Annotated in this window: 13 protein-coding genes; 2 read left to right on the top strand and 11 right to left on the bottom strand. The window is 69.0% G+C overall.

Annotated features, from left to right (window positions below; genetic code table 11):
* Positions 1-122: 122 nt before the first annotated feature.
* The 3 genes from MTBUT4_RS12150 to MTBUT4_RS12160 form a co-directional block, all read right to left on the bottom strand.
* Entirely contained in the window at positions 123-968 is an 846-nt protein-coding gene (locus MTBUT4_RS12150; RefSeq protein WP_173979962.1) for an ABC transporter ATP-binding protein, read from the bottom strand.
* A 70-nt stretch (positions 969-1,038) separates the two neighbouring features.
* The gene (gene livM / locus MTBUT4_RS12155; protein ID WP_173979963.1) at positions 1,039-2,325 is read right to left on the bottom strand and encodes a high-affinity branched-chain amino acid ABC transporter permease LivM; all 1,287 of its coding nucleotides are present in this window, start codon (positions 2,323-2,325) and stop codon (positions 1,039-1,041) included.
* Entirely contained in the window at positions 2,309-3,223 is a 915-nt protein-coding gene (locus MTBUT4_RS12160) for a branched-chain amino acid ABC transporter permease LivH (RefSeq protein ID WP_173979964.1), read from the bottom strand. Before MTBUT4_RS12160 ends, livM begins: the two co-directional genes overlap by 17 nt.
* Before the next feature lie 151 nt (positions 3,224-3,374).
* Between MTBUT4_RS12160 and MTBUT4_RS12165 the strand changes: the two genes are divergently transcribed.
* Positions 3,375-4,412, top strand: coding sequence for a hypothetical protein (locus MTBUT4_RS12165; RefSeq protein ID WP_173979965.1), 1,038 nt, complete (start codon positions 3,375-3,377; stop codon positions 4,410-4,412).
* 12 nt (positions 4,413-4,424) lie between these two features.
* Here MTBUT4_RS12165 and MTBUT4_RS12170 read toward each other — a convergent pair whose 3' ends face one another.
* The 3 genes from MTBUT4_RS12170 to MTBUT4_RS12180 all read right to left on the bottom strand — a co-directional run bounded on the left by MTBUT4_RS12170 (position 4,425) and on the right by MTBUT4_RS12180 (position 8,524).
* Positions 4,425-6,395: a methyl-accepting chemotaxis protein gene (locus MTBUT4_RS12170; RefSeq protein ID WP_173979966.1), complete on the bottom strand. Its 1,971-nt coding sequence runs from the start codon at positions 6,393-6,395 to the stop codon at positions 4,425-4,427.
* Positions 6,396-6,588: 193 nt separating this feature from the next.
* Positions 6,589-6,960: a response regulator gene (locus tag MTBUT4_RS12175; RefSeq protein WP_173979967.1), complete on the bottom strand. Its 372-nt coding sequence runs from the start codon at positions 6,958-6,960 to the stop codon at positions 6,589-6,591.
* Positions 6,961-7,024: 64 nt separating this feature from the next.
* Entirely contained in the window at positions 7,025-8,524 is a 1,500-nt protein-coding gene (locus MTBUT4_RS12180) for an ATP-binding protein (RefSeq protein WP_173979968.1), read from the bottom strand.
* Positions 8,525-8,649: 125 nt separating this feature from the next.
* On the opposite strand from MTBUT4_RS12180, the gene MTBUT4_RS12185 reads away from it, so the two are divergent.
* Complete coding sequence (locus tag MTBUT4_RS12185) at positions 8,650-9,489, top strand: division plane positioning ATPase MipZ (RefSeq protein ID WP_217424162.1); 840 nt, start codon at positions 8,650-8,652, stop codon at positions 9,487-9,489.
* Positions 9,490-9,583: 94 nt separating this feature from the next.
* Here MTBUT4_RS12185 and MTBUT4_RS12190 read toward each other — a convergent pair whose 3' ends face one another.
* From MTBUT4_RS12190 to MTBUT4_RS12210, 5 genes are all read right to left on the bottom strand, one after another.
* Complete coding sequence (locus MTBUT4_RS12190; RefSeq protein ID WP_173979970.1) at positions 9,584-10,075, bottom strand: hypothetical protein; 492 nt, start codon at positions 10,073-10,075, stop codon at positions 9,584-9,586.
* On the bottom strand, positions 10,076-11,137 hold the full coding sequence (locus MTBUT4_RS12195; RefSeq protein ID WP_173979971.1) for a chemotaxis response regulator protein-glutamate methylesterase: 1,062 nt from the start codon (positions 11,135-11,137) through the stop codon (positions 10,076-10,078). It lies immediately after the preceding gene.
* An 8-nt stretch (positions 11,138-11,145) separates the two neighbouring features.
* Positions 11,146-11,784 carry a chemoreceptor glutamine deamidase CheD gene (cheD, locus tag MTBUT4_RS12200; RefSeq protein ID WP_173979972.1) on the bottom strand — a complete coding sequence of 213 codons (639 nt, stop codon included), beginning with the start codon at positions 11,782-11,784 and terminating at the stop codon, positions 11,146-11,148.
* Positions 11,781-12,647 carry a protein-glutamate O-methyltransferase CheR gene (locus MTBUT4_RS12205; protein ID WP_254434846.1) on the bottom strand — a complete coding sequence of 289 codons (867 nt, stop codon included), beginning with the start codon at positions 12,645-12,647 and terminating at the stop codon, positions 11,781-11,783. The genes cheD and MTBUT4_RS12205 overlap by 4 nt, the downstream gene beginning before the upstream one ends.
* Positions 12,648-12,716: 69 nt before the next feature.
* A partial coding sequence (locus MTBUT4_RS12210; protein ID WP_371737859.1) for a hypothetical protein occupies positions 12,717-13,023 on the bottom strand: 307 nt, incomplete at its 5' end.

Raw genomic sequence — 13,023 nt, forward strand, 5'->3', positions numbered from 1 at the left:
AGCATGGTCGTGCGTCCGGAACGGGGGGCAAACCACAGAGACACAGAGACACAGAGGATTCACAGAGAAAATTCTCTTTGTTTCTCTGTGCCTTCTCTGTGTCTCTGTGTCTCTGTGGTGAATCAACCATCGCCGCCCCCACTCAGGTCGGCCTGGACCTCGGACGGCAGGTCCTCGTCCTCGGTCTCGCCCAGATAGGCGCGGATCACCGCCGGGTCGTGGCGGACATGGTCGGGGGGGCCCTCGGCGATCTTCCTGCCGTAATCGAGCACCACCACCCGGTCGGAAATGCCCATCACCACGCTCATGTCGTGCTCGATGAGCAGCAGGCCGATGCCGGTCTCGTCGCGGATGGCCAGCAGCAGGCGGTTGAGGTCGGCCGATTCGCGGGGGTTGAGGCCGGCTGCCGGCTCGTCCAGGCACAGCAGCACCGGGTCGGTGCACAAGGCCCTGGCGATCTCGAGGCGCCGCTGCGACCCGTAGGGCAGGGCGCCGGCCTCGTCGTCGGCATGGCTGAGCAGACCGACCTTGTCCAGCCAGTGCCGCGCCTTGTCCAGGGCGGCGGCCTCGGCGCGGCGGAAGCGGGCCAGCCCGAGCAGCCCGGCCAGCGAGAACGCGCTGGCCCGCATCAGCGGCAGGTGCTGCGCCACCATCAGGTTCTCCAGCACGCTCATGCGCGGGAACAGGCGGATGTTCTGGAAGGTGCGCGCCACCCGCGCCTCGGCGGCGATGCGGTGGTCGGGCAGGCGCTCCAGCAGGATGGGGCCGGCGGCTCCGTGCAGGGTCATGCGCCCGATCTGCGGCTTGTAGAAGCCGGTGATGCAGTTGAACAGGGTGGTCTTGCCCGCCCCGTTGGGACCGATCACCGCGGTGATGTGGCCGTGTTCGGCGGAAAAGCACAGGTCGTTGACCGCCAGCAGGCCGCCGAAGCGCATGGACAGGTGCTCGACCTCCAGCAGCGCGGTCATGGCGCCCCCCCCAGCCGGACGGTGGGCGAGCGGCTTGCAAGCAAGCCGCCCGCATGGAGGATGGCGCTGGTCATCGCGATCCTCCATGCAAACGTACCGTAGGATTGCGGCTTGCAAGCAAGCCGCTGGGCCGCCACAGCATGATCAGCACCATGGCGCCGCCGAAGGCGACCATGCGGTACTGCTGCAGGTCGCGGAACCATTCCGGCAGTCCCACCAGCAGCAGGGCGGCCAGCACCACCCCGATCTGGCTGCCCATGCCGCCCAGCACGACGATGGCCAGGATCACCGCCGATTCGATGAAGGTGAAGCTTTCCGGGCTGATGAAGCCCTGGCGGGTGGCGAAGAACGAGCCGGCGAAGCCGGCGAACATCGCTCCGGTGGCGAATGCCGACAGCTTGACGGTGGTGGGGTTGAGGCCCAGCGAGCGGCAGGCGATCTCGTCCTCGCGCAGGGCCTCCCAGGCGCGGCCGATGGGCAGCCGGCGGATGCGCAGCGCGAACAGGTTGGTGGCCAGCGCTAGCGCCAGGATGACGAAATAGAGGAAGGTCACCCGGTGCTCGGCGGCGAAGGCGATGCCGAAGAACTCGGCGAAGGTGGTCTCGCCCTCGGGCGCCGAGGCGGCGAAGCGCAGGCCGAACAGGGAGGGGCGCGGAATGCCGGAAATGCCCTGGGGGCCGTTGGTCAGGTCCTGCCAGTTCTGCAGCACGACACGGATGATCTCGCCGAAGCCCAGGGTGACGATGGCCAGGTAGTCGCCGCGCAGGCGCAGCACCGGGAAGCCCAGAGCGATGCCGAAACCGGCCGCCAGCAGGCCGGCCAGCGGCAGGCAGATCCAGAACGACCAGCCGAAATTGACCGCCAGCAGGGCATAGGAATAGGCGCCGACGGCGTAGAAGGCGACGAACCCCAGATCGAGCAGGCCGGCCAGGCCGACCACGATGTTGAGGCCCCAGCCCAGCATCACGTAGATCAGCACCAGGGTCGCCTTGTCGATCAGGTTGCGGTCGGCGAAGGGCAGGAGCGGGAGCAGCGCGGCGAAGGCGATCATCGCCCAGCCCAGCCACGGCCGCGACCGGGACAGGGGGCCGATCAGCGCCTCGGGCGGGCGCAACGGATGGCGGCCGAGGACGCCTCCCAGCAGACCCAGCGCGAAGCGGCCGGCCGCCACCGCCAGCGCCGCCCACAGGACCAGATCGAAGCGGAAGCCCAGCGACAACCCTTGCGCCGAATCCACCAGCCGGAAACCCAGGAGGGGAAGGGCCAGGGCCGCCGCCACCAGGCCGCCGATCACCGCGTCGATGGCGTTGCGCCGCACCTCGCCGCCGGCCGCCGCCACCTCAGATCTTCTCCACATCGGGCCGCCCGAGCAGGCCGGTGGGACGGAACAGCAGCACCAGCACCAGGATCGAGAAAGCGGCGACGTCCTTGTACTCGATGGAGAAATAGCCGGACCAGAAGGCCTCGATCAGGCCGATCAGCAGCCCGCCCAGCATCGCCCCGGGCAGCGAGCCGATGCCGCCCAGCACCGCCGCGGTGAACGCCTTGATGCCGGCCAGGAAGCCGATATAGAAGTCGATGACGCCGTAATACAGGGTCACCATCATCCCCGCCACCGCCGCCAGGGCGGCGCCGATGACGAAGGTCGCCGACACCACCCGGTCGACATCGACCCCCAGCAGCGCCGCCATCTTCATGTCCTGCTCGGTGGCGCGCTGGGCGCGGCCCAGGCGGGTGCGGGTGATGACCCAGGTGAACGCCGCCATCAGCGCCAGCGTCAGCACCACGATGGCGATCTGCAGGTACGAGAGGTGGACGTGGAAGCCGTCGCCCTGGGTCAGGGTGAAGCCGCCCTGGATCACCGGCGGCAGCGGCTTGACCCTGGCCCCCTGGCTCAGCTGGACGAAGTTCTGCAGCACGATGGACATGCCGATGGCCGAGATCAGCGGCGCCAGCCGCGGGGCGGAGCGCAACGGGCGGTAGGCCAGGCGCTCCACCGCCCAGCCCCACAGCGCGGTCAGCGCCATGGTCGCCGCCAGCGCCGCCAGCAGCGCCAGGGCCACCCCGCCGCCGCCGATGGTGGTGGCCGCCAGATAGGCGATCAGCGCGATGAAGGCGCCCAGCATGTAGATTTCGCCATGGGCGAAATTGATCATCCCGATGATGCCGTACACCATGGTGTAGCCGATGGCGATCAGCCCATAGATGGCTCCCAGGGTGACGCCGTTGATCAATTGCTGGAAGAAATATTCCATCCGCTCGCCCTGCCTCGTCCCGGAAGGCTACTCGCCGGGGCGAGGGTGTCAACAGCCATCGCCGTGATTAATGGGTGGGGTTGGTTAAAGACAATGCTGGAGAATGCGGGCTCTGGTACAATGCCGCCGTTGGTTCCGGCCCGAGGGGACGATGGCAGCCGAGATATCCGGCGATGACGTCATTCGCATCCGTATCGACACGGCGTCGGCGGTGGCGGAGTTCCTGCGCCAGCTCGCCGAACAGGCGGCGGAGGGAGAGACCGTCGCCCCGGCCAACCCCGCCAACCGGGCCATCTTCCGCGAAATCGCGCCGTTCCGGCTGGTCGAATACGGCTACGTGCACGAAGGCCTGGGCGATATCGAGGGAGCCTATCTGGGGTTTCCCGACGGCACCATCTACGCGGTCACCGAGGATGTCCCGGAGGAGGCGGTGGACGGCCTGATCGCCGCCAGCCCCGACGACCTGCAGCCGGTCTACGTCTACATCCTGCTGGCCCGCCCCCATTCGCCCGGCACCATCGACCGCTTCCTCAAGTCGCTGTCCGGCCATGTCGGCAAGCCGCTGGTTGGCGTCTACCGCGACGAATCCGGGCGGATGGCGGCTTATGGCTACGATGGAGACGATCCCGCCGCCGCCAGCGCCTATCGCGAGGAACTGGAAGCGGCGGTGGTCCGATCCGCGCTCGAAGCCGACCGCCATCCCGGCAAGGCGCGGGTTCTGCGGCAATACCACGCGCGGCACGACACCCTGGTCAAGGCCTATGCCCGCGTCGGCTTCGATTACGGCCACCACCTGCTGGAATTCGCCGGCGCCGAGGACCGCGACAATTTCCTCGCCTGGACCAAGATGCTGTGCGCCTGGATCTACGCCCGGCCGTCGAGCTGGGAGGCGTTCGGCTTCACCCAGGTGATGCGCCCGGCCGATCCGGTGACGGATCCGGAGCCCGGGGCGCTGGCGGTGCGGCTGTCGCCGCCGGTGGGGGCGTGGCAGGCGTTCGAAGGCGTCAACGCCGCCACCGCCCGGCGTTTCGAGCATGCCAAGGCGGGCGCCGACCCGGCGGCACTGGAACGCGCGCTGGAACTGGCCCGCGATTACTGGAACTACGTCACCAGCACGGTTGCCGGCGTCGAGGGCCAGGCCAAGGCGCTCGAGGAATCGCGCCGCAAGCGGCAGTTGAAGCGGGAATAGCCGTTCCGGCGGTCATGCTGTCGCCGAACGCACCGCCTGCACCAGCACCGATTTCAGCCCGGCCACCGCGTCGGCGACCAGGGCGGTGGTGCTGCTGACGGCGGTGGCGCGCTGGCCGGTGGCTTCGGCTTCTTCCGAGACTTCGGCCATCCGTTCCGTCACCTCCTGCACCGCGACCGAGGTCTGGGCGACGTTGCGGGCGATCTCGGCGGTGGCCGCCTCCTGTTCCTCGATGGCGGCGGCGACGGCGGCGGCGACCTCGCGCACGGTATGGACCGACTGGACGATGGCGGCCATGGCCTCCACCGCGTCGGTGGTGGTGGCGGCGATGTCGGCGGTCTGGGCGGCGATCTCCTCGGTCGCCTGGGCGGTCTGCTGGGCCAGGGTCTTGACCTCCGAGGCCACCACGGCGAAGCCCTTGCCGGCTTCGCCCGCCCGCGCCGCTTCGATGGTGGCGTTGAGCGCCAGCAGGTTGGTCTTGGCGGCGATCAGGCTGATCAGGTGGGCGACTTCGCCGATGCGGGCCACCGATTGCGACAGGCGGCCGATGGTGTCTTCGGCGCGGGCGGCCATGCCGGCGGCCGATTCGGTCGCCTCGGCCGAGTGGGAGACCTGGTTGGCGATTTCGCGGATCGACGCGGCCAGCTGCTCCGAGGCGGACGCCACCCCCTGGGCGTTGTCCATGGCGGTGCGCGAGGCGACGGTGACGGACCGGCTGTCGGCGCTGACCGAAGTGGCGGAATTGGCCATCTCACCGGCGTCGCCGGCCATCCGTGCGGTCAACGCGCCGATATGGGCGACGGCGCGGCTGATCTCGCGCTCGACGGTGTCGGCCATGTCCTGCAGCAATTGGCGGCGCTCGGCCTCGCCGCGTTCGCGCGCCTCGTCCTGGGCGCGGCGCAGGCGCTCGGACTCGGCTATGGCGTCGCGGAACACGGCGACCGAGCGCGCCATGGAGCCGACCTCGTCGCGCCGCTCGCCGCCGGCGATGCGGACCTCCGTGTTGCCGCCGGCCAGCGCGCCCATCACCTCGCACAGGGAATCGATGGGACGGTAGATGGAGCGGGCGACCAGGCTGCCCAGCACCACCAGCAGGGCGATGCCGACCACCATGGTGGCGGTCATGGCGGTGGTGACATCGCGGCCGATGCGCTCGGCCTGTTCGCCGGCCGCCTTGGCCTCGGCGGTGGCCTCGGCGACCAGGGCGGCGACCACCGGCTCGATGGCCGCCTGCTGCTCGGGCAGGGTGCGCGAGACCCGGGTCAGTTCCTTGACCGCGGCGGCGGCCGCCTCGAAGCCCTCGGCGTAGCTGTCCATGGCCGCCTTGATCGCCGCGCGGCCGTCGGCGGGGATGCCCGAGCCGGGCAGCGCCTTGGCGAATTCGCTCTGGCGGCGGTCCATCTCGTCGATGTATTTGGACTCGATGCGGGCGAAGTAATCCTTCTCGTGCCGCCGCATCTGCAGCATCAGCACCATCAGGCGCGGTTCGTCGTAGTGGCGCAGGGAATCCTCGACCGCGTGGACGGCACCGCGCAGGCTGCCCATCAGGCCGTCCTTCTCGGTCAGGCCGACCTCGCGCTGATTGGCCACCACCAGGGCGAAGGCGCCGCCATAGGTGGCCACCGCGGCACGGATGTGCTCGATCTGGCGGGGCTGGTCCTGGTTGCCGGGGGCGATGTGACCGGCCATGGCGTCCAGGGCGGCCAGGACGTCGCCCATGGCGTCCTTGTGGCGGGCGATGTCGGCGGTGCGGCGATAGAGCAGGAATTCCTTTTCGATGGCGCTGACCCGCAGCTGTGCCGCGGCCAGCCGCTCCCCCGCGAGGCCCAGCTGGCGGGCGCGATCGGCATCGGAGTCGGCGGCGGCTTTCCAGCTTTGGCCGGCCCACAGGGTGACGGCAAGGATGGCCAGGATCACCGCGGCGATCGCCTGCAACGTCCCGATCTGGATACGGATGGGGAAGCGGGAGAGAAGATTGGACATGGAAATTTCCCCTTTGTCGGCGCGCTCACCGTCATCAAAGGGAAATGGTATTCCACACGCCTGATAGTGCAACTGTAATAAAACTGCCGCACAAAAGACATAGACCCGTAACCGTAACGTCATTGTTCCGGCCTCGGGGTGCCGGTCCGGGAAATCGCCTCGGGCGCCCCTTCGCCATGCCCTGCGCGATGGCTTACCCCTCGGCCTTCGCCACCGCATCCAGCAGGGTGTCGATTTCGAACGGCTTTTCCAGCACTGCCACGGCGCCCAGGCGGCGCGCGGTCTCCAGCCCCTGGGCCTTCTCCAGCCTGGCGCTGCCGCCCGAGATGGCGATGATGCGGGCGTCGGGCTGCATGGTCTGGATTTCCAGGATGGTCTCGATGCCGTCCATCTCGGGCATGATGATGTCGGTGATGATGACGTCGAACTGCGCCCCGGCGGCGATCATCTCGACCGCCTGGGCGCCGTGCTCGGCGGTGGTCACCTGATGGCCCGAGGCGGAGAGCACATCGACCAGCGAATCGCGCATCAATCGGGTGTCCTCGACGATCAGGATGCGGCTCATGGTCTGTCCTCTCGGCGGTACTTTGGAACGTTGATAGACCGAATCGGGGGCGGCGGCAAGCCGATCACGGGGGGGCCTCGTCGGCCAGGGGGAAGATGATGCGGAACACCGTGCCGCGGCTTGGCTGGCTGTCCACCGAGATGGCGCCGCCCATGGCCTTGACCAGGCCCTGGACCACCGACAGGCCAAGTCCGGTGCCCTGGCCGATGGGCTTGGTGGTGAAGAAGGGGTCGAAGATTCTGGCCATGGTGGCCGGGCTCATGCCGCAGCCGGTGTCGGCCACGCGTATCTCGGCATGGGCACGGGCGGGATCGAGGCCGGCCTGGGCGGCGGGCTCGCCCGCCGGCACCACCGCCAGGTCAACGGCGAGGATGCCGATTCCGCCCATGGCGTCGCTGGCATTGTTGGCCAGGTTGAGCAGGACCTGGGTGATCTGCGCCGGGTCGCCGACCACCGTCACCGGCTGGATCGGAGCGTGTGCCTCGAGCTTGACGCTGGGTGGCAGGGCCGACGCGGCGAGGTCGGCAAAGGCGCGGAAGATTTGGGCCAGATCCAGTGGCGCCAGGGGCTGGGGCTGGTTGCGGCAATAGGCCAGCACGTTGCGGACGATGTCGCGGCTGTGCTTGGCCGCCTCGATCACGCGGGCGACGCGGCCCTGGTTGCGCTCGTCCAGGTGTGCGGTGCGGCCCAGCATCTCGGCATTCATCAGGATGGGACCCAGCATGTTGTTGAGCTCGTGCGCGACGCCGCCGGCCAGGCGACCCAGCGCCTCCAGCTTCTGGCCCTCGGTGAGGGCGCGTTCGAGCTGGCGCCGCCGGGTGATGTCGCGGCCGATGACGATCAGCGACAGCCGCCCGTCGGCGCGCACCTCCGACACCGTCATCTCGAAGGGGAAGGTGCTGCCGTCCTTGCGGATCGCCGACACTTCCTGGGTGCCGCGCAGGAAGCAGCGCATGGTGTCGGCCAGGTCGCACCGCGCCGGGTCGATATGCTCGGGCATCCCGCACAGGCCGGGCAGCAGGGTCGCCAGGCAGCGCCCCCTCAACTCGTCGATGGACCACCCCAGGACCCGTTCCACCGCGCCATTGCCCCAGGCGATGCCGGCATGGGCGTCGATGGTGAGGATGACGTCCTCGGCATGGTCCATCACCGTCTGGAAGTGGGCTTCGGCCCGCATCCACTCGGTGATGTCGGACCACGCCCCCTCCCATTCGACGCTGCCGTCCGGGTTGCGGCTCGGCTGTGCCGAGCCTCGGAGCCAGCGTGTCTCGCCGGCGGCGGTAACGATGCGGAAGCGCTCGACCGACCGCTCAAGGGCTGCCGCCGAGGCGCGCACCGCTTCCACATGGGCGTCGCGGTCGGCCCAGTGGACGGCGTTGAGCGCCCCCTTGGGCGTCAGCGTCAGGTCCGGCGCGCCATAGCCGAACACCGCCTCGACATTGGCCGAGAACCAGCCATAGGTGATGGTGCCGTCCGCGTCCATGTGGCGGCTGAACAGCACCGTCGATAGATCGGCCAGGATATCGACCAATTGCCGGGGCAGCTGACTGGGAGGGAAGGGCATGGTGTCCTTTGATGCGGACGATGGTGCGGGACGTCATTTAGTGTAGCATGCGCTCCGATGCGGGTAAGTCTATCATGCGGCCCGGTCCGGGCCTAGGGCGGGACCCGCCGGCGAGGGGAAAGGGAATGGCCGGACGGTCGGCCCACGTGGTGGTGATCGGCAACGAGAAGGGCGGGTGCGGCAAAACCACCGTCGCCATGCATCTGGCCGTCGGCCTGTTGCGCATGGGCTTTCGCGTCGGCTGCATCGACCTCGACCACCGGCAGCAATCGCTGGGCCGCTATTTCGCCAATCGCCGCGCCTGGGTCGAACGGTCCGGGGTGGACCTGCCGATGCCGCGCATGGTGGTGCTGGGGCCCTCGGCCGCCGACATGAAGAGCCTGGCCATCGCCGAGGAGCGCGACAGCCTCGACGCCGCCCTGACCGATCTGAACGGGAATTGCGACTTCGTGGTGGTCGACTGTCCCGGCTCGGACGTGCCGCTGGCCCGCCACGCCCACACCTATGCCGACACCCTGATCACCCCCATCAACGACAGCCTGCTCGATCTCGACGTGCTGGGCCAGCTCGACCCCGTCACCTGGGAGCTGAAGCGGGCCGGAGTTTATGCCCATCTGGTGTGGGAACTGCGCCAGGAACGCCGGCGCACCCACAAGGCCGGCATCGACTGGGTGGTCACCCGCTCGCGCCTCTCGGCCCTGTCCGACCGCAACAAGCAGAAGATGGCCGAGATCCTGCCCGAGATGCGCAAGGTGCTGGGCTTCCGCCTGTCCGAGGGCTTCGGCGAGCGGGTGATCTACCGCTACCTGTTCCTGTGGGGGCTGACCGTGCTCGACGTCGATCAGGCCGGCATCGAGATGGCCCGCACCAAGTCCCACGCGGCGGCCCGCGACGAGGTGGTGGCGCTGCTGGCCAATCTGTGGCTGCCGCGGGTGGCCGACCGCCTCGACCGGCTGGCGGGGTAGGGGGCAACCGGTTAGAGCGTTTTCACGCCAAGCGTGAAAGCGCGACCAGCCCGAGCGGCGCCTGAGCGGCCCGGCACGGGCCAAACGTAAGACCCTAGAACAACACGTCGTCCTCGTCTTGCGCCGCCACCCCGGCCGGCGCGCTCTCGCGGCCGTGCAGGGCATCGATCAGGCGGCGCCGCCAGTCGGCCAGGCAGACGGTGTCGGCCAGGGCGGCGATCCAGGCTTCCACCACCGGCTCGGCGGCGGGCAGGGGCGTCGCCGCCACGGTGGCGGCCAGCAGCTCGGCATGCAGGCGCCTCAGGGTGGTCAGCACCGAGGCCACCTGTTCCAGCCCCTGGCGCGAGCGGTCGGCGGCCTGCAGCTTCTGCACCACCTCGAACGTCATGGCCTGGAGATCCGAGCCGCCGTCGCCGCCACCCATGCTGGTCAGCACCGCGGTGGCCCCATCGGTCGAATTCTCGAATTGCTGGCCGGTGGCGACGGCCTCGGCGGCCAGGAACTGGAACGCCCGCTGCTGCAGTTCCGAAAACGCCTGCCAGCGGGCCAGCAGGTCCACCAGCACATCCCCGTCGGTCTTCCCCATCTAACCCCTCGCTCCGTCGGCGCGGCACAGCCGCAGCACTTCGTCGGCGATCCGCGACAACGGCAGTTCGCGTTCCACCGCCCCCAATTCATAGGCCGCCTTTGGCATGCCGTAAACAACGCACGAGCCTTCGTCCTCGCCGATGGTGGCGGCACCGGCCTGGCGCATGGCCAGCAGCCCTTCGGCGCCGTCGCGCCCCATGCCGGTCAGGATCACCCCCACCGCCTTGGCGCCGCAGGCCTCGGCCACCGAATGGAACAGCACGTTGACGCTGGGCTTGTGCCCCGTCACCAGGGGTCCGTCATAGACGTGGGTGATGAGCTGGGCGCCCGAGCGGCGTACCGCCAGATGCCGGTCACCGGGCGCGATGAAGACGTGGCCGGCGACCAGGCGCTCGCCCTCGGCGGCTTCCTTGACCCGCACCGCCGCCAGGCCGTCCAGGCGCTGGGCGAAGCTGGCCGAGAATTTCGGCGGGATGTGCTGGGTCACCACGATGGGCGGGGAATCGGCGGGCAAGGCGAGGATGATGTCGCGCAGCGCCTCGACGCCGCCGGTGGAGGAGCCGATGGCCACCAGCCGGTCGGTGGACTTGTAGATGGTGGTGACCGACAGGCGCGGGGCGGCGCTGGCCGGGCGGTCGCCCAGGGGGCGGACGCGGGCCAGGGCCGCCGACTTGACCTTGTCGATCAGTTCGCGGCCGTGGGCCATCAGCCCGCCCTCGGCGATGTCGCTCGGCTTGCAGAAGACATCGACGGCGCCCAGTTCCAGCGCCTTCATGGTGACCTCGGCGCCGCGCTCGGTCAGCGACGACACCATCACCACCGGCATGGGGCGCAGCGTCATCAGCTTTTCCAGGAAGGCCAGCCCGTCCATGCGCGGCATCTCGACGTCCAGCGTCAGCACGTCCGGATTCAGCGCCTTGATCTTCTCGCGCGCCACCAGCGGGTCGGGGGCGGTGCCCACCACCTCGATGCCGGGATCGGACGACAGGATGGTGGTAAGCATCTGGCGCATGAGCGCCGAGTCGTCGACGACGATGACGCGGATCTTGGAGCCCTGCATGATCGGCCTCAGGTGAACAATTCGACCTCGCCCTCGACCTGGACGGTCTGCAGGCGGGAGCGGTAGGACAGTTCGCGGCTGACCACCGCGTTCTCCACGTCCTTGCGCAGGAACAGGCGGATGACCTTGCCCAGGCGCGGGAAGAAATGGATGCGCCGCGGATGCACACCGCCCAGATCCTCGGCGGTGATGCGATAGCCTTCGTCGGACAGGTAGCGGCGGACGAACTGGGCGTTGCGATCGCCGATGGGGACGGTGCCGCTGCCGGCACCGCCCATGCCGGGCAGCACGTTGCCGGCGCCGAACACCTTGATCTCGAGGGTCTCGCGGCGGCCGCCGCGGCGCAGCACGTCGTTGATCAGTTCCTCCATGGCGAAATTGCCGAAGCGCATGGCCTTGTCCACCGGCACGTCGGACCCGGAATCGGGCAGCATGAAATGGTTCATGCCGCCGATCTTGATGCGCTGGTCCCAGACGCAGGCGGCGACGCACGAGCCCAGCACGGTGACGACCATCTCCTGGCCGGCGGTGGAGACGTAATGCTCGCCCGGCAGGACCTTGACCGCCATGATCTTGAAGGTGGGATCGAACCAGCGCCGCCGTTCGGCTTCGTCGGCCTGGGCGCCCACCTGCCCGTTGCCGCTCATGCTATCCTTCTGTAGGCGGTCTTGTCCGAGACCTCGAAACGGTCGGACACCCCGATCAGCGATTCGGCGTGGCCGAGATAGAGAACCCCGCCCATGGCAAGCGCATCCGCGTAGCGGTTGAACAGCTTGCGTTGGGTCGGCTTGTCGAAATAGATCGCCACGTTGCGGCAGAAGATGGCGTCGAAGCTGCCCTTCATCGGCCACTTCTCGTGCAGGTTGAGGCGGCGGAAGCGGATCAGGCGGCGGATGTCGTCGGCCATCTGCATGCGGTCGCCATCGCCGGGGACACGGCGGACGAAGCGCTTGCGATAGGTCTCGGGGATCTTGGCGGCGGCCTCGGCCGGATAGAGGCCGGCTTCGGCCCGCTGCAGCACGTTGGTGTCGATGTCGGTGGCCAGCACCAGGGAATCCCAGCCCTCGCCGGCCTTCAGCACGTCGGCCATCACCATGGCGATGGAATAGGGCTCCTCGCCGGTGGAGCAACCGGCCGACCAGATGCGCACGCGCGGCCGGCGCGGTCGCTCGGCCAGCCTGGGCGTCAGCACCTCGCGGCGCAGATGCTCGAAGTGGTGCGGCTCGCGGAAGAAGTTGGTGATGTTGGTGGTGATGGCGTTGACCAGGTGCTCGACCTCGCCGGCCGCCCCGGGACCCTTCAGGATGTCGCAGTAATCGGCGAAATCCCTCAGCTTCAGCGCCCGCAGACGCTTGACCAGGCGGCCGCACACCATTTCGCGCTTGTGCTCGGAGAGCACGATGCCGGTCTCGCGCGACATGAAGGCGGCGAGGAAGCGGAATTCGTCATCGCCCAGCTCGAACTCGCGGCGGTGCCCGAAACCGTTATCCTCGGCGGTGGAATGCGCCACGCTTCCCCCTTGAACACCATGCCCCGCCGACGACGGCCGGCGGGGCATCATATCAGAAGTTTATCAAGTCTAAAACTCGGCCCAGTCCTCGGCCTTGGCGTTGGTGGCCGCGGCGGTGGGGGCGGGGGTGGGAGCCGCCGCCCCGCCATCGTGGTGCAGCTTGGCCAAGTGCGCCCGCTGCTGCGGCTGGGCCTTGGCCGGGCGCACCGCCACCTTCATGGCAGGCTTGGCCGCGGGCCGGGTTTCGCGCGCGGCGCGGGCGTCGCGCGGCGGCGGCGCCTCGGCCCGGGCCTGGCCGGTGTGGAAGAAGCCCATCAGGCGATTGAGCTCCTGGCTCTGCTCCTCGAGGGCATGGGCGGCGGCGGCGGATTCCTCC

Source organism: Magnetospirillum sp. UT-4 (assembly GCF_902729435.1).
In the GTDB taxonomy this organism is placed as follows: domain Bacteria; phylum Pseudomonadota; class Alphaproteobacteria; order Rhodospirillales; family Magnetospirillaceae; genus Magnetospirillum.